15 protein-coding genes are annotated in these 16,175 nt (G+C 58.5%); 7 read left to right on the forward strand and 8 right to left on the reverse strand.

The window, feature by feature from the left end; genetic code table 11:
• Positions 1 to 262: 262 nt before the first annotated feature.
• Positions 263 to 1,195: a LysR family hpxDE operon transcriptional regulator HpxR gene (gene hpxR / locus SIK97_RS27100; RefSeq protein WP_025106218.1), complete on the reverse strand. Its 933-nt coding sequence runs from the start codon at positions 1,193 to 1,195 to the stop codon at positions 263 to 265.
• A gap of 125 nt (positions 1,196 to 1,320) precedes the next feature.
• On the opposite strand from hpxR, the gene hpxD reads away from it, so the two are divergent.
• Together hpxD and SIK97_RS27110 are read left to right on the forward strand one after the other, a co-directional pair.
• On the forward strand, positions 1,321 to 2,358 hold the full coding sequence (gene hpxD, locus SIK97_RS27105; protein ID WP_014228754.1) for a molybdenum cofactor-independent xanthine hydroxylase subunit HpxD: 1,038 nt from the start codon (positions 1,321 to 1,323) through the stop codon (positions 2,356 to 2,358).
• 13 nt (positions 2,359 to 2,371) lie between these two features.
• The gene (locus SIK97_RS27110) at positions 2,372 to 3,340 is read left to right on the forward strand and encodes a PDR/VanB family oxidoreductase (protein ID WP_057173540.1); all 969 of its coding nucleotides are present in this window, start codon (positions 2,372 to 2,374) and stop codon (positions 3,338 to 3,340) included.
• A 10-nt stretch (positions 3,341 to 3,350) separates the two neighbouring features.
• Here SIK97_RS27110 and SIK97_RS27115 read toward each other — a convergent pair whose 3' ends face one another.
• From SIK97_RS27115 to leuO, 5 genes are all read right to left on the reverse strand, one after another.
• Entirely contained in the window at positions 3,351 to 4,379 is a 1,029-nt protein-coding gene (locus SIK97_RS27115; RefSeq protein WP_032693394.1) for an ABC transporter ATP-binding protein, read from the reverse strand.
• Positions 4,380 to 5,954 (reverse strand): ABC transporter permease, encoded by a 1,575-nt coding sequence (locus tag SIK97_RS27120; RefSeq protein WP_057173542.1) that lies wholly within the window; start codon positions 5,952 to 5,954, stop codon positions 4,380 to 4,382. It lies immediately after the preceding gene.
• Between the two features lie 23 nt (positions 5,955 to 5,977).
• Positions 5,978 to 6,994, reverse strand: a complete 1,017-nt coding sequence (locus SIK97_RS27125; protein WP_025106214.1) for an iron ABC transporter substrate-binding protein — start codon at positions 6,992 to 6,994, stop codon at positions 5,978 to 5,980.
• Positions 6,995 to 7,255: 261 nt separating this feature from the next.
• Complete coding sequence (locus tag SIK97_RS27130; protein WP_370512057.1) at positions 7,256 to 7,765, reverse strand: hypothetical protein; 510 nt, start codon at positions 7,763 to 7,765, stop codon at positions 7,256 to 7,258.
• Between the two features lie 480 nt (positions 7,766 to 8,245).
• On the reverse strand, positions 8,246 to 9,193 hold the full coding sequence (gene leuO / locus SIK97_RS27135) for a transcriptional regulator LeuO (protein ID WP_014228748.1): 948 nt from the start codon (positions 9,191 to 9,193) through the stop codon (positions 8,246 to 8,248).
• Between the two features lie 908 nt (positions 9,194 to 10,101).
• On the opposite strand from leuO, the gene SIK97_RS27140 reads away from it, so the two are divergent.
• From SIK97_RS27140 to SIK97_RS27160, 5 genes are all read left to right on the forward strand, one after another.
• Positions 10,102 to 10,482 (forward strand): hypothetical protein, encoded by a 381-nt coding sequence (locus SIK97_RS27140; protein WP_032719734.1) that lies wholly within the window; start codon positions 10,102 to 10,104, stop codon positions 10,480 to 10,482.
• Positions 10,483 to 10,528: 46 nt separating this feature from the next.
• Positions 10,529 to 12,553: a protein-disulfide reductase DsbD family protein gene (locus SIK97_RS27145; RefSeq protein ID WP_057173546.1), complete on the forward strand. Its 2,025-nt coding sequence runs from the start codon at positions 10,529 to 10,531 to the stop codon at positions 12,551 to 12,553.
• A gap of 6 nt (positions 12,554 to 12,559) precedes the next feature.
• A complete protein-coding gene (locus SIK97_RS27150; RefSeq protein ID WP_049080265.1) occupies positions 12,560 to 13,282 on the forward strand; it encodes a DsbA family protein in 723 nt (240 codons plus the stop codon).
• 44 nt (positions 13,283 to 13,326) lie between these two features.
• Positions 13,327 to 14,085 carry a thiol:disulfide interchange protein DsbG gene (dsbG, locus tag SIK97_RS27155; RefSeq protein ID WP_025106210.1) on the forward strand — a complete coding sequence of 253 codons (759 nt, stop codon included), beginning with the start codon at positions 13,327 to 13,329 and terminating at the stop codon, positions 14,083 to 14,085.
• A gap of 107 nt (positions 14,086 to 14,192) precedes the next feature.
• Positions 14,193 to 14,528, forward strand: a complete 336-nt coding sequence (locus SIK97_RS27160) for a gamma-glutamylcyclotransferase family protein (protein WP_014228743.1) — start codon at positions 14,193 to 14,195, stop codon at positions 14,526 to 14,528.
• Between the two features lie 43 nt (positions 14,529 to 14,571).
• Here the strand turns inward: SIK97_RS27160 and SIK97_RS27165 are convergent, their stop codons facing one another.
• Together SIK97_RS27165 and SIK97_RS27170 are read right to left on the reverse strand one after the other, a co-directional pair.
• Positions 14,572 to 15,600 carry an LLM class flavin-dependent oxidoreductase gene (locus tag SIK97_RS27165; RefSeq protein WP_014228742.1) on the reverse strand — a complete coding sequence of 343 codons (1,029 nt, stop codon included), beginning with the start codon at positions 15,598 to 15,600 and terminating at the stop codon, positions 14,572 to 14,574.
• A gap of 191 nt (positions 15,601 to 15,791) precedes the next feature.
• Entirely contained in the window at positions 15,792 to 16,169 is a 378-nt protein-coding gene (locus SIK97_RS27170; RefSeq protein WP_048263131.1) for a RidA family protein, read from the reverse strand.
• Positions 16,170 to 16,175: the final 6 nt, after the last annotated feature.

A 16,175-nucleotide genomic window follows, 5' to 3' on the forward strand; every position in this document is an offset into this window, starting at 1 on the left:
ATTTCAGGCCGGGCCTGTTCCCGGCTCGCGGCGTAAACGCCTTAGCCGGGCTACCGGATCGCAGACGCGGGGAACCCGTAGCCCGGTCAGCGCAGCGCCACCGGGTAAGCAGGCCGCAGAATATTTCAGGCCGGGCCTGTTCCCGGCTCGCGGCGTAAACGCCTTAGCCGGGCTACCTGATCGCAGACGCCGGGGAACCCGTAGCCCGGTCAGCGCAGCGCCACCGGGGAAGCAGGCCGCAGAGTATTTCAGGCCGGGCATATTACGCAGACGGGGGGGAAGCCGCTGTCCCGGCCTGCATCTCCTCCATCACGGCGGTCAGCTTCTGGATCGCCATCTGCGCCGGGCGGGAGAGCTGGCGCGATGGCGCGGTGCACAGGGCCAGGGTGAGCGGGCGCAGCAGCTTGTTGCGTAGCGGGACAAACGCCAGCTGCCCGAGCTTCACCTCTTCCAGCACGTCCAGACGGCTGAGAATAGTCACGCCGCCGCCTTTAAGCACCAGCGATTTAATCAGCCGGATATCGTTGCAGCTGATACTGTTCGCCGGGAAAAAATCATAATGGCGATAGAGCATCGCGACCCGATCGTGGACGATCAGCGGCGCGCCGGGAACAATATGCCGCTCCTCGCTGAGCTCGCCTAGCGACAGCATCGCAGCCTGCGCCTGGGGGTGATCCGGACGCATCACCGCGCCCATCTCCAGTTCAGCAAAGGCCAGTACGCTCAGTCCGGCCTGGCCTTCAGGATCCAGAATCAGGCCGAAATCAAGATCCGCCTGCCGCACCTTCTGGCTGACGGTATGGCTATCCGCGACCTGCAAATTCAGCTCGAGCCACTGCCAGCTGCCGATAATCTCCGCCAGCGCGGCGGCAAAGCTCCCTTCCGCTAGCGCCTGCACCATGCCAAGGCTAACGGTGCCGCGCTTTAGCCCCTGCAGCTCATCAAACTTTTGCCGCGTCAGATGAAACTCCTTTTGCCAGCGCAGCAGATTGTCGTACAGCAGTTCTCCGGCGGTGGTCATGCGCAGCCCTTCCGGCAGGCGTTCGAACAGCGGCGTGCCGAAGGCCTCTTCCGCCTGCAAGATTTGCCGGTTGATGGCCGAGGCGGAAATATGCAGCTTTTCTGCCGCCCGCCGCAGGCTACCGCTGCGGGCGACTTCGGCAAAATAGAGGGCGAAACGTGAAAATGGGCTCATCGGTGACCTGTTCTCTTTTTTGCAACGGCTGGATGAATTCTTGCTGATGGATGTCAACACCCTAATATGACAACAATAAACTCACAACAATTAAACAAATGTTTTTGTGAGCAGGAAGAGAAGCCATGAACAGACCACAACCCACCCCACCCGCCCATTGCACCTTTGAGCCTGAGGACTGGCTGCGCCTGGCGAAATGCTGGCACCCGGTCGCCCGCGCCTGCGATATCGGCCCCGCGCCGGTAAAAGCCACCCTGCTTGATGAGCAACTGGTGATCTATCGTATTAAGGGCCAGGTGGTGGTCGCTCGCGACGTCTGTCCCCACCGCGGCGTGCCGCTGACGCTCGGTTTTCACGATGAAGAAGGCATCGTCTGCCCGTACCACGGCCTGCGCTTCGGCGAAGATGGCCGCTGTAACCGTATCCCGTCCAGCCCCGACCAGCCGGTACCGGCGAAGCTCAACCTCACCAGCTTTGCGGTTGAGGAGCGCTATGGCCTGATCTGGACCTGCCTGGCCTTCGACCCGGAGAACCCGATGCCGCTGCCGGTGATGCCGCACTGGCACGACGACGGCTTTCAGCAAATCAACTGCCCGGCCTTTGAGGTCAACGGCTTTGCGGGACGCCAGGTCGAGGGCTTTCTGGATGTCGCCCATTTCGCCTGGATCCATACTGATACTTTCGCCGACCCGGATAACCAGGTGGTGCCGAACTATAACCCGCAGGAGACGTCGTTTGGTTTTATCGCCGATTACTGGAGTTCGGTCGGCAACTATCCCGCCAGCTCCGAGTTTCGCGCGCCGGAGGGCTTCCAGTGGCTGCGTCATTTCGAGATGCATCTGCCGTTTACCGCCACCCTGACGATTCATTTTCCCGGTGAGGCCAGGCTGGTGATTATGAACGCCGCCTCGCCGGTTTCCTCGCGGATAACCCGGATGTTCGCGCCCATCGCGCGTAATTTCGATCTGCACGTGCCGGTAGAGGATGTTCACGCCTTTAACCTGCGCGTCTTTGAGGAAGATCGCCTGATGGTGGAGACCCAGCGCCCGGAGAGACTGCCGCTGGATTTAACGCTCGAAGCGCATATCCCCGCCGATCGCAGCTCTATCGCCTATCGCCGCGGACTGAAAAAAATGGGCTTCGGCGACTTTTTCCTCGTTTAAGTGGAGAGCCATCATGAGCGATGTAGTAGAGGTTATCGTTGACGGCCTCTGGCGCCAGGGCAGCCAGAACCTCGCCGTCAGACTGGTGGCGCGGGACGGGCGACCGCTCCCCGCCTGGCAGCCCGGCGCGCATATTGACCTTCATCTGCCGTGCGGCATTATCCGCCAGTATTCGCTGACCGGCCCGGAGGACGCAGACGACGGCTACCTGATCTGCGTGGCGCTGGAGAAAGCGTCACGCGGCGGTTCGCGCTATATCCATCAGCAGCTGCGCCCCGGCCAGACGCTGTTGATTTCTCCCCCGCGCAATCTGTTTCCCTTACGGGCGGCGGAGCGGGTGACGCTGCTGGCCGCCGGTATCGGCATTACGCCGCTGTACGCAATGGCGCTAAGGCTGGAGGCGGAGGGCGTGCCGTTTACGCTGCACTATTACCTGAAAAATCGCGCCCAGGGGGCGTTTGTCCGCGAACTGCAGCGGCGATTCCGCGCCGAAAGCGTGGTGATTCACAGCTCTTGCGAAGGAGACAGCGCCCGGCAGCATTTAGCCGCCGCGCTGAACAAGACGCATACCGGATATCCGATTTATCTCTGCGGGCCAGAGGGATTTATGGCCGCCGCGCGCCGGGTCGCCATTGAACAGGGCTGGGCGGAAACGCTGATCCATAGCGAAGCCTTTCAGCCTGTCGCGATGCCCGCCGGCGCTGAGGAGGGAGAAACGTTTAGCGTGACGCTTGCGTCCTCGGGAGAGCGGTGGCCGGTGCCCCCGCATAAGACCATCGCCCAGGTGCTCCAGGAGAACGGCGTCGCCGTCCCCCTCTCCTGCGAGATGGGGATTTGCGGCGCCTGCCTGACGCCGGTTATCGAGGGGGTTGTCGACCACCGCGACACCGTGCAGTCGGAGGCGGAGAAATCCGCCGGCGCGCAGCAGATCGCCCTGTGCTGCTCCCGCAGCCGGTCGGCGAATCTGTGCATTGATTTATAGCCCGTCGGCGCTAGCGGGCAAAGACCCGCGCCTCGCCCACCACCTCAATGCGTACCGCCGCCCCTGGCCGCCATAACTGCCGGCTGACGGTTTTGACGATCAGCGGCTCGCCCTGGCCGGGCATCGCCAGGGTTAACGTTGACAGGTGGCCGCTAAAGTCCACATCGCGTACGGTGAGCGACTGTCCATCCGCCGGAGAGGGAGAGATAACCAGCTGCTCGGGGCGCAGCATGACCCTTCCCTGGCCGACGGCATGCGGATCATCGATTGAAATTTCGCCAATCGCACAGCGCGCCCGCCCGCCGCGAAGCTCGGCGGGCAGCACCAGCGCATCGCCGAGAAATAGCGCCGTCTCTTCGTCGACGGGACGGCTGTAGACCTCATACGGCGTGCCGACCTGGGCAAAACGTCCCTGGCGCATCACCGCGACCTGACTGGCAAAGGAGAGCGCTTCATTCTGATCGTGAGTCACCAGAATCGACGCGACCCCGGCCTGCGCCAGTAAATCGGCGGTGGCTTTGCGCGTGGCCGCGCGCAGCCCGGTATCGAGGGCGGAAAAAGGCTCATCCAGCAGCATCAGCGCGGGCCGCTGCGCCAGCGCGCGCGCCAGGGCTACGCGCTGCTGCTGACCGCCGGAGATTTCGTGCGGCCAGTGGTTCGCCAGTTGACGGTCCAGCGACACCCTCTCCATCAGCGCCGCCACCTGCTGATATTTCTCCTGCCGGCTGCCGTCGAGGCCCCAGGCGATATTGTCCGCGACGTTCAGATGGGGAAACAGCGCGCCTTCCTGCGGCACGTAGCCCACCCCGCGCAGGTGGGCGGGAATAAATGTCCCCTGCGCAAACAGCGTGCGCCCCTGCATAACAATGCGTCCGCTATCCGGCGTTTCGAAACCCGCGAGGATCCGCAGCAGCGTGGTTTTACCGGAGCCGGAGGGGCCAACGATCGCCGTCCGGCTGCCTGCGGCCACCGTCAGATTCAGGTTTTCGAGCACCCGCGTACCGGCAAAAGATTTTGAGATTGAGGAGAGTTCAAGCATTTACAGGCCTGCGATTTTTTTCGACTGGATATAGAGAATGCCGGTCAGCGGCAGCGAAAGCAGAATCATCAGCATCGCGTAAGGCGCGGCGGCGACGTAATCAATTTCGCTGGTTAGCGCCCAGAAGCCGGTCGACAGCGTGCGGGTGCCGAGCGGAGAGAGCAGCAGCGTGGCGGTCAACTCATTGGTGATGCCGAGAAACACCAGCGCCGCCGCTGCCGCCGCGCCCGGCGCCGCCAGCCGCATGGTCACGCTCCACAGCGCCCGTCCGGGGCTGCGGCCCAAACTGCGGGCGACGTTTTCCAGCTCCACGGGGGCCTGCGCGATGCCGGCGCGCAGGTTGACCAGCGCCCGGGGCATAAACATCAGCAGCCAGGCGAGCAGCAGCGTGACCTCGGTCTGATAGATGGGGCGCGCGTAGTGAATGGTGACCGTCACCAGCGCCAGCGCCGTCACGATGCCGGGCAGAGAGCTGGTCATGTAGTTACACCCCTCCAACAGTCGAATAAGACGCTGCGGATAGCGAACGCCCAGCCAGGCAATGGGAATAGCGCAGGCGGTGGTGAGGAGAGCGCCCACCGCGCCGAGCAGCAGCGTTTGCCGCAGGGAGAGCCAGAGGTCGGCGTTTAACCAGTTCTCCACGCCCCCCAGCCATAGCCAGCGGCAGAGCACCATCAGCGGAACGCCCAGCGCCAGCATCACCAGCGTCAGCAGCGCGAGCTGGAGAGGGATCGCCGCCAGCCGGCCCAGCGGCTGCCGCTGCTGTTCGCGCGCGGCGCCCGAACCGATGCGGGCATAGCGCGCTTTCCCCCGCGACGCCCCTTCCAGCAGCAAAATAGCCAGACAGCAGAGCGCCAGCACCCCGGCCAGCATGTTCGCCGCCGGGCCGCTGAAGGTTGACTGGAACTGGTCATAGATGGCGGTGGTAAAGGTATCAAAACGCACCATCGCGAACAGGCCAAACTCCGCCAGCAGATGCAGCGCCACCAGCAGCGCGCCGCCGCATATCGCCAGCCTGAGCTGGGGCAAAACCACGCGGAAAAAGATCCGCCACGGCGGCGTACCTAATGAGGCGGCAACATCTTCCAGCGTCGGGTCCAGCCGCCGCAGAACGGCGGCAACCGGCATATAGATAAACGGGTAGTAGGCCAGCAGCGAAAGAAACACCCCGGCAGAGAGGCCGTGCATTGCCGGCACCGCGCTGACCCAGGCGTAGCTTTGCACAAACGCCGGGATCGCCAGCGGCGCAACCGCCAGCACCGACCAGAGCCGCCGCCCCGCCAGCAGCGTGCGCTCCGTCAGCCAGGCCAGGCCAACGCCCAGCGCAATGCACAGGGGTACCGTCAGCGCGATAAGCCACAGGGTATTGCTTAACAGCTCAGCGACGCGCGGGCGAAAGACCAGCGCCTGGATTATCTCCCAGCCGGTATCGACCCCTACGGCAATAACAAAACCTGGCGGCAAAAGCGCCAGCAGAGAAAACAGAACGGCTAACGCGATCATCGGAAAAGCAGGACGCCTGCGCTCGGGCAGGCGTTGGGCTTTTTTTCCGAGCGCGAAACTCAGAGAAGACATAGCGTGTTCACTTTAACGGACGATTACAGCAGGCCAGCCTGGGTCATCAAATCAACCACTTTTTTGCTGTTCAGCGAAGACGGCTCAACCTTCGGCGCCTCTAACGCTTTCAGCGGCGTCAGCTTCGGGTTGGACGCGGCGTTGACGCCAACGGCGTATTCAAAGGCGTTATTGGTGCGCAGTTCATCCTGTCCCTGCTTGCCGGTGATCCACTTGATAAAGGCCTGAGCCTGTTCCTGATGTTTGCTGGAGGCCAGCACGCCGCCGCCGGAAATGCTGACAAAGGCGCCCGGGTCCTGGTTTTTAAAGTAGTGGAGACGGGTATTTTTGCTGTTCTCGCCGGTTTTCGCCTGATCGACAAAGCGGTAGTAATGATAGATAACGCCGCCATCAATCTGACCGGCATTCACCGCTTTCATCACCGTGCTGTTGCCCTTGTAGGCCACAAAATTGGTTTTCATCGCTTTAAGCCATGCCAGGGTTTCCTGCTCGCCTTTCAGCGCCAGCATGGCGCTGACGATGGCCTGAAAATCCGCGCCGGATGGCGAAGCGGCCCAGCGCCCTTTCCACTGCGGCTGCGCCAGATCCATCAGGGATGTCGGCAGCTGCGCTTCGCTGATTTTCGCCGGGTTATAGACGAATACGGTGCTGCGGGCGGCAATGCCTATCCAGCGACCGTGCTCAGGGCGGTACTGCGGGGCGACCTGCTGAAGGGTCTCGGCCGCCAGCGGCGCAAACAGCTTCGCGTTATCCACCAGCACCATCGCCGGGGAGTTTTCGGTCAGAAAGACATCCGCCGGGGATGCCGTCCCCTCCTGCACCAGCTGATTACCCAGCTCGCTGTCGCCGCCGTTACGCAGCGTCACTTTAATTCCCGTCTCTTTGGTAAAGCCGTCAACCCAGGACTTCACCAGATTTTCATGCTGCGCGTTGTAGACCACAATCCCGTCGCTGCTGGCCGCCGCCAGCGCCTGCGGGGCAATAAACGCGGAAGAAGCCATCAATGCAGCGGAGCAATAAGACACCAGACGAAAACGCATAAACTAATCCTTAATAGAGGTGGGCGAAGAGTCACTGGCCGCCGGCCGGCAAGGATTAAATCACAGAGGAATGTGAATGATAATGCAAACAATTACCATCTAATGAAAAAAGTGAAATGTACTGAGCGCGGGCGGATAAGGGCGAGAAAAATGCTATAAAAAAATAACCGTCGCGGTGAAGATTAAAATAACCTTAAGATGACTTCATTTTTTATTACGGTTCTTTCAAAGCCCCACAGCGGGCGGGTTTTCGCCACTGTATTAGCGAAAACTCCACTGTATGCTCACCACAAAGACGGCGGGAAGAATAATTCCGCTTTCAACGCCGAAATAATTGGTAAAGTTGTACTGAAAACCATGATAAATATAGGGAGAAAAGCCGATGCCGGTGGCGTCTTTAAAATCCTTATAAGAACCATGATCGCCGCAGTGCTCGAAGGCCGAGAAAAAAAACTCGCCAACGTAGCCATAAATTCCCTTAAACACCCAGCCGTTGCCCAACGAGACCCAGTCGCGGCGAACCCCCAGCGCAATGCAGCGATCGTCAAAGCTGTTTTTCATCGTTCCGGCCAGCAGGCTGTACGGCGAATCTTCGGAGAACCTGCGCTCAACGGAGGCAAACTGGTTGTCAAAACCTTCGGTGTACTGGCCGTGGTTGTTCGACAGATGGTAAATCCAGGAGCCGGTATTAACCGAATACAGGTTGATTTCATCCGCCTGTAGGGCCGTCGATGACATCATCAGGGCGGCGACGGCCACCGCAGGCTTCATCATTTTTCTGCGCATCAACATCATCCCCTGGTTCAGGCGTCGGCCCGGCTGGATAATAAGAGTATATACCCGTCGTCTTTCAAGTGGCTTCTTTGTTGGCTACGTTCGTTCACCCCAGTCACTTACTTGAGTAAACTCCTGGGGATTAATGAGAGGCTCCTGCCGCTCACCGGAGGTCAGCCTTCGGCTGGTCAAATTCGTTCCGACGAATTTGTCTCTCTCTTGCCGCCTCAAAGCAACTCGAAATCCATTGGGTACAGAAACCGCCGGTTGGCTCTGCCGGAGAAATGCGCGATTTTCGGTAAATAGATTTTTTAATGAAATTCTGGTGGGTTAATTTTATTAATACAGCGTATTTTATCCGGTCATCATTGCCTGATGAACAAGAATAAAGGAGGGATCTTAATTAATTTTCAGGGCGAGAGTTGAGCGTGAATAATAAAATACCTGGCGTCTTACCAGGCATTTCTTCAGGTCTATTTAGCGCTGGCAAATTTTTATTAGCAGCTCCGCCATCCAGCGATGGCTTCTCTCCTGGCCCGCCGTTTCATGCCACGAAAGATAGCAGGTACGGCTGTCCATTTCTAAAGGCAGCGGCAGCAGCTGTAGCGCAAACTGCTCTTCAAACTCTTTCGCCAGCCATTCCGGCGCGATAGCCACCATATTGGTTTGCGACACCACGCTCAACACGCTGACCATCGCGTTACCGTGAAAAGCGACGCAGGCCTGCTGCTCTTCAGAGCTATACCAGGGATAGCTAAAGGAGGCGTAGCGATCCAGCGCGACGGTGGCGTGCTGCTCGCGATAAATATCCTCCTCGCTCAGCGGCGATGCGATACGCGGATGGTTGCGCCTGGCCACCAGCACCATTCGGTCATGGAACAGCGGGATGCTGGTAAATTCCGGATGATTGAATTTGTTGTAATCGAGTACAAATTCCACCTCCTGATAGCGCAGCTGATTTGTCACCTGCTGACTTAGCGAAGATTTAAAGGAAAGAGTGACCCTGGGAGCAATCTCGCTGATTTTGTTAAAAATAAGCGGAGTCAGGTAGTTATCCAGCGGGCTACAGACGCAAAGGTTGTAATTACGTTCGCAGTCCAGCGGGTCGAAAAGCGTATCCGGTAGCTCATTTTGCACCAGCGACAGCGCGCGACGAACGGAGCTAAACAGCTGAAAGGCGCGCTCCGTCGGTTTTATCCCGCGGCCGTTGCGGACGAACAGTTCATCCTTAAACAGCACCTTCAGGCGAGAGACCGCGCTGCTGACCGCCGGCTGAGACATGCCCAGCGTGTGCGCCGCTTTGGTTAAGCTTTGCTCCTGCATAACGGTATCAAAAATGGTTAACAGGTTAAGATCGACTTTCCGCAGGACGGGCTGCCGGACTTTCGGTTCAGAGGTTGCTTTAGATGTTGTATTTTCACTCATGTAGGGAACTCCACCAGCACATTAATCAGCGATTCTGCTTCGTAACACTGAGACCTTTCGCCAAAGGAAAAAAATGGGCAGATAAATCACCATCGGCCCCAGCAGCCATGTGTTATCGGTTTCCAGCAGCACGCTCAAATGTATGAAACTTATTATCAAAATGGTAAACAGTAAAAGAATATGAAACGTATTATGTTTTCTGGAGAAAACGGCATAGCGGTAAAGCATTCTTTTTTCCTTCGTTCACTCCTTGAACAAGGGAGAATACCATATAAAAAGTGATGAAATTTCTGAAAAATACGCGACTAAATCCTAATAAGTAGATTCACATTAAAATTATTCAGATTTGCTTAGGTAAATCTTAAACACTCCAAATTCAGATATTCCTTTGCCGGGGCAGTCGCGATAAAACCAGGCAATCACATTCCGTCGCGAGTAATAGCGAGAGAAGAGAAATTATTTCACAGGCAATAATAACGGCTATGTAGCAATAGCAGGAAAGAGATCTAAAAGGAGTGATTAAAGATGTTCAGAGGCGTATTCAACAGAAGCGGGAGGCTTTATTACCGATACCGTGCGGATCCGCTAAGCAAGTGTTGGGCCGCCATCGAGGCCTCGAACCCCGTTCCCTACAACGTACGTCGTTCGCTCTTCCAGATGAGCTAATGGCGGTCAGGCGCTAAGCAGTCACGTCCGGCAGCGGCGTGCCGGTACCGCTTAGCGACGCGAATAGTAGCCGGATGCATCAACGCTGTAAATAATATAAATGTACGAAATACCTGAACGCCCGCCTTTCCGCCGCATACGCCGGCAACGTTATCCATCCAGACAAAACCTTACACGCCAGCCTCTTGTACATTGATAAGGATTGTTTATGATCCTCGGGTTCTGTCTTGTCCTGGTACCCTATGCACAATCGTCGGCTTCCTGGTAAATGGTTTTTGATACTGACCTGCCTGGTCATGGCATTCTGCCTTGTTCAGCGGGCGGCCTATCTGCACCATTTTTTGGCCGACGTCGGCGCCCGCACGCAGGCGATATCCTTCAGCGCGCAGGCCCAGCAGCCGTCTTCTGAGGAGGCTGAGCCAGGCCCCTCGCCCTGTCAGCTGAGCGCTAAATCCCTGCTCTGCGCGCAGCCGCTATTCTTTGATGGCGCCTTACCTGCCGTCATACTCTTCCTCGCCCTGCTTCAGCTGCTCACCGCTGGGCGTCCGGTGGTTTTCCGGGACGATCCCGTCCGGCCGCCCACGCTGCGAATACACCTTAAAAACTGCGTTTTCCGTGAATGAAAAAATCGTTCTTAGACGATTAATTTTTTAATTCACGGAGAAAAAAATGCTGAATATCTTCAGGGGCTTCGTCTTCCTGTTGCTGACCTGCGCGGGCGTTGCCCACGGGGCGGACACCGGATGGCTGACATCCCCGCAAAACGACCATGCCCGGATCCGCTTCCAGGCGGAAAAAGGAAACGATCGGATCGACGGACTGCTCTCTATTGAGCTGGCCTCCGGCTGGAAAACCTACTGGCGCTCGCCGGGCGAAGGCGGCGTCGCCCCGCAAATCATCTGGAACAACGGGGAACAGGCGCGGTGGTACTGGCCTGCCCCGTCAAGATTCAAGATTTCCGGCCTGACGACCCAGGGCTACCATGACCGGGTCGCGATCCCGATGACGATCGCCGCCGCCCCCGGCGACGTGCTGGAAGGCACGCTTACGCTATCGACCTGCAGCAACGTCTGTCTGCTGACCGACTACCGGCTGCGTCTCGATTTCAATCAGCCCGCGGACGGCGATTTCCGGGACGCCTTTGCCCGGGCCATGCGCACTATCCCGGCAGATACCGGCATAACCAACGATCTCGCCGCGCATCGGGTCGGGAGCCAGCTGGTCATCACCGCCACCGCAACCGGCGAATGGAAAAACCCCGGGATCTATTTTGACCCTATGGACGGGGGAATTGTGGCCGGCGATCCGGACATTCGCGCCGAGGGCAGCCACCTCAAGGTGACGGTACCGGTCACCGACGAATGGGGAGAAATACCCGCCACGCTGGCAGGAAAAGCGCTGTCGTTGGTGCTGACAAATGGTGAAAAAGCGCAGCAGATAAACCTTACGACTGGCGCGGATCTCGCCCCGGCGGCAACGGTTAGTCTCAGGAAAATAGTGCTTTTCGCGCTGCTCGGCGGCTTAATCCTTAACCTGATGCCGTGCGTATTGCCGGTGATGGGCATGAAGCTCAGCGCGGTGCTGCAGGCCGGTTCAGACCGGGGCATGGTCAGGCTGCGTTTTCTGGCCACCAGCGCGGGTATTCTGACCTCGTTTGCTCTGCTGGCGCTGATGGTGACGATACTGAAGCTCACCGGCGCATCGCTGGGCTGGGGGATCCAGTTTCAGAATCCCTGGTTTATCGGCTTAATGGTTGCCGTCACCTTTCTCTTTTCGCTGAACCTCTTCGGGGTAGTCGAGATGCTGCTTCCCTCGGCAGCCGTGAGCCGGATGGCGACCGCCGGCGGCGCCGGGATGGCGGGCAGCTTCTGCGAGGGCGTTTTTACCACCCTGCTGGCAACGCCCTGCTCGGCTCCCTTCCTGGGTACGGCCGTCGCTTTCGCGCTTGCCGCTCCGCTTCAGGAGCTGTGGCTGATTTTTCTGGTGCTCGGGCTGGGGATGGCTGCGCCGTGGCTGTTCGTCGCCCTGTTCCCGCAAACCGCCACCCTGCTCCCCCGCCCCGGCCGCTGGATGAACACCCTGAAAATGGCGCTTGGCGTCATGATGCTGGTCTCCAGCCTCTGGCTGACGACGCTGCTCGGCCTGCACCTGGGCGAAACGGCGGGCGGCATGCTGACGCTGGCCCTCACCGTGGCGGCCCCGATCGCCTTGTTAGTCGCTCGTCCGCGAGCGACGCCAGCCTTCTGGCTGGTGATTATCGCGCTGGCGGCGTTTGCCGGCTTTCAGGTTCGCGGCCTGCTCGCCGAGGGAGCTATCGTCTCGTCGCCGGAGGCTAACGCTCAGCAAATTCGCTGGCAGCCACTCAGCGAGGCGGCGATCCAGAGCGCGCTGGCGGATGGCAAACGGGTGTTTATCGATATCTCAGCCGACTGGTGCGTCACGTGCAAAGTCAATGAACACCGAGTGTTAAATCAGCCCGCCATCATCAGCGCGTTGGCTGAGCCGGATGTCGTCGCGCTGCGCGGCGACTGGAGCAAGCCCTCTGAGCCGATCGCCCGTTTCCTGCAAAGCCGAAATCGTTACGCCATTCCCTTCAATCAGGTCTACGGTCCAGGCGTGCCGCAAGGAGAGACGCTCCCGCCGCTGCTCGATCAAAAAAGCGTCCTGAACGCGCTCACTCATGCCAGAGGTTAATTAACGATGAAAAATACGCTGCTCACTTTTCTTCTTCTCTCGGCGTCGTTGACGGCGTCAGCCTCGTCGCCGCTCACGCCGGCGCAGGAGGCCCGCGTGCAGGCACTGGTCCAGGAGACGCTGCTCAGCCATCCTGAAATTTTGATCGCCGCGGCCGATAAGCTCGATCGGCAGAATGCCCGGGCGGAACAGGAATCGCTCAACCAGGTGCTGTCGCAGTACGGCGATTTTCTCTTTCACGACCCCCACTCACCGCGAATCGGCGCGCAAAAGCCGAAGCTGACGCTGGTGGTCTTTACGGATCATAACTGTCCGTATTGTAAAAAGTTTGACCCCTATCTGGAGAAGATTGTGGAAAAATACCCGGATGTTGCGGTGATCTTTAAGTTTCTGCCCTGGCGCTCCGAAAGCTCAATGACCGCGGCCAGGGATGCGCTCACCCTGTGGCGCACGCATCCTGAACAGTTCGCCAAATTTAATGCGATCCTGATGACAAAAAAGGGGTATCACGACGGCGCCAGCCTTGAGCAGGCGAAAAAAAAGGCGGGCGTCATCGTGGCTAAGCCGGATGCGCAAAGCCTGGAGACGATTCAGAAAAGCTTCTCTGTCGCCGAAAAGCTCGGCATTCAGGGAACGCCGGCCACGCTAATTGGCGATGAGATGCTGTCGGGCTGGATCCCCTGGGAGCAATTTGATGCCACAATCGGCGATGCGCTGAAAAAACAGTAACCCACGTCAGGGGGAGCGTTCCCCCTGCATTGAGAGGCGATATGATGAAATATATTTTCCTGCTGGCGGCCTGGATGATACCGGGCCTGGCGCTTGCGGAGGGGGCGATTCCCCAGATAGTTAAAGACTTTGGTGAACAGCAAGGGATCAAAATTATCAAGGAGATAGACTCCCCCGGCGGCGTAAAAGGCTGGGTCGGTCAGTATCAGGATATGGGGGTGACCCTGTTTTTAACCCCGGACGGAAAGCACGTCATTTCCGGGTACCTTTACGATGATAAAGGGCAAAACCTCAGTGAGGGGTATTTTAAAGAAGCGATCTATACCCCATTAGGCCGCGAAATGTGGAAGAAGCTGAACGATGCCCGGCCGCTCAAGGAGGGCGCGGATTCGGCGGCCCGAAAAGTTATCGTCTTCGCCGATCCGTTCTGCCCTTACTGCAAGACGTTCTGGTCGGCGGCGCAGCCGTGGGTAAAAGCCGGTAAGGTCCAGTTGAATACCCTGCTGGTTGCCTTTCTCAACCCGAATAGCGGCCGATACGCCACGGCAATCCTGAATGCCAAAGATCCGGTAGCCGCCTGGCAAGAGTATGAACTCTCCGGCGGCAAAAAAGTGCCGCGCTTTGACGGCGTGACGCCGCGCGAAACCTTTAATCTTCTTCAGCATAACCAAAAGCTGATGGATGATTTGGGCGCCAGCGCGACGCCGGCCATCTATTACATGAATGAACAGAATGAACTCCAGCAGGTGGTCGGCATGCCCGACAAGAAACAGCTGCTGGAGATGTTCGGACCTGAGCCCTGATGAAGAGCGGGCGTCCCGCGGGGCGCCTTGCCAACCCCGGCCAGAGCTCGTATTTTATGACCTGCTCTGCCCGTCCGGGCCTTCAACGCTTGAGTGATTGAGGAATAATGGAACGTTTATTTGTCTACGGCACGCTGCGTCCGGGCCACTCCAATGCCCATATTATGGACAACATTGGCGGCGAGTGGCTGCCCGGCTATGTGCAGGGTCTGTTTTATGAACGCGGCTGGGGAGCGGCGGCGGATTTTCCGGGGATCGTGCTCGACAACAACGGGCCTCGGGTCGACGGCTACCTGTTCCTGTCCGCGAATCTTAGCGCCCACTGGCCAATGCTGGATGCGTTTGAAGAGGGCTACGACCGCGTTGCCGTTGACGTTACCATGGAAGACGGCCAGCGCGTGACCGCCTGGATCTATCAGCTACAGCCAAAGGTCGCAGCGTAAAACCCTTTCGCCCCGCGCCTGCGGGGCGTCGCTCAGCACGGGTTTATGCGTCGCGCCAGCCCATTGCCGGCGCAACGTGCTTCAGTATGGACTCAATCACGTGGGCGTTATACTCCACGCCCAGCTGGTTCGGCACCGTCAGCAACAGCGTATCCGCTTCGGCAATCGCTTCGTCCTGCTTCAGCTGTTCGACCAGCTTATCCGGCTCGGCGGCGTAGCTGCGGCCAAAAATGGCGCGGGTCTTCTCGTCGAGGAAACCTATCGAATCGCTCTCGTCACGGCCTGAACCGAAATACATCCGGTCGCGATCGTTCATCAGAGCGAAAATGCTGCGGCTGACCGAAACCCGCGGCGTGCGCGTATGGCCCGCTTCTGCCCAGGCCTCGCGATAGGCGCGGATCTGCTTCGCCTGCTGGATATGGAACGGCTCACCGGTTTCATCGTCTTTCAGCGTCGAACTTTGCAGGTTCATCCCCAGCGTTGCCGCCCATCTTGCCGTCGCATTCGAACCGGCGCCCCACCAGATTCTCTCGCGCAGCCCTTCAGAATATGGCTCAAGCCGCAGCAGTCCCGGCGGATTGGGGAACATGGGCTGCGGGTTAGGTTTCGCAAACCCCTCTCCGCGCAGCGCGTCCAGCAGCACTTCGGTGTGGCGGCGCGCCATGTCGGACTCGTTTTCGCCCTCGCCGGGAACATAACCAAAATAGCGCCAGCCATCGATCACCTGCTCCGGCGAGCCGCGGCTGATACCCAGCTGTAAACGGCCGCCGGAGATTAAATCCGCCGCGCCCGCATCCTCGGCCATATACAGCGGGTTTTCATAGCGCATATCGATAACGCCGGTGCCGATTTCAATACGTTTGGTTTTCGCCCCGACCGCTGCCAGCAGAGGAAACGGCGAGCTAAGCTGGCGGGCGAAATGATGCACCCTGAAATAGGCGCCATCCGCGCCCAGCTCTTCGGCGGCAACGGCGAGATCGATGGATTGCAGCAGCGCATCAGCGGCCGAACGCGTCCCGGACTGCGGCGATGGCGTCCAGTGACCAAATGACAAAAAGCCAATCTTTTTCATGACGTGGTGTCCTGGGTTGCAGGGAGGTCGTTGGCAGGTGGCGCATAATGAAAAACGTGTCTGCCGCATTATGCCTCTACTTTACGCATAACCATGTGAGAATAAATATTGTTTGTTTAACCGAATGCATCAAATAAATTGATTGAGTCTGCCCGGCGGCGCAGACCGCGGCCCGGGCAATAAACACTGGCTCACAGGCCGAATATTGCCTCAATTTCAATTTTGAGATCCGCAGAAAACAGGCGGCTGACTTCTACGAGCGAGCTGGCGGGTAGATGATCGCCGTAGTTCCGGTAAAGCACTTTGCGCAATTCGTCGATTTCATCAAAAGAAGTGATAAAGATCGTGACTTTGATAAGAGAGGAAAAATCGATGCCTTCGGCGCGGGCAACGGTTCGTATCTGGGTAAAAACCTCCTCCGCCTGTGCGCCAATACCGGCCTGCTGCGCACGGGTGCCAAACGCGGTGAGCCCTGAAATATAGAGCGTGTTCCCGTGCTTAACCGAATGAACGTAGGGCGCCTTGACCTCGCCCAGTTCAGGGTAATTTTTTCGTACCATCTGACCCATACCGAT

The organism is Klebsiella sp. JN_Kp126 (genome assembly GCF_033843325.1).
Classification (GTDB): Bacteria; Pseudomonadota; Gammaproteobacteria; order Enterobacterales; family Enterobacteriaceae; genus Klebsiella; species Klebsiella michiganensis.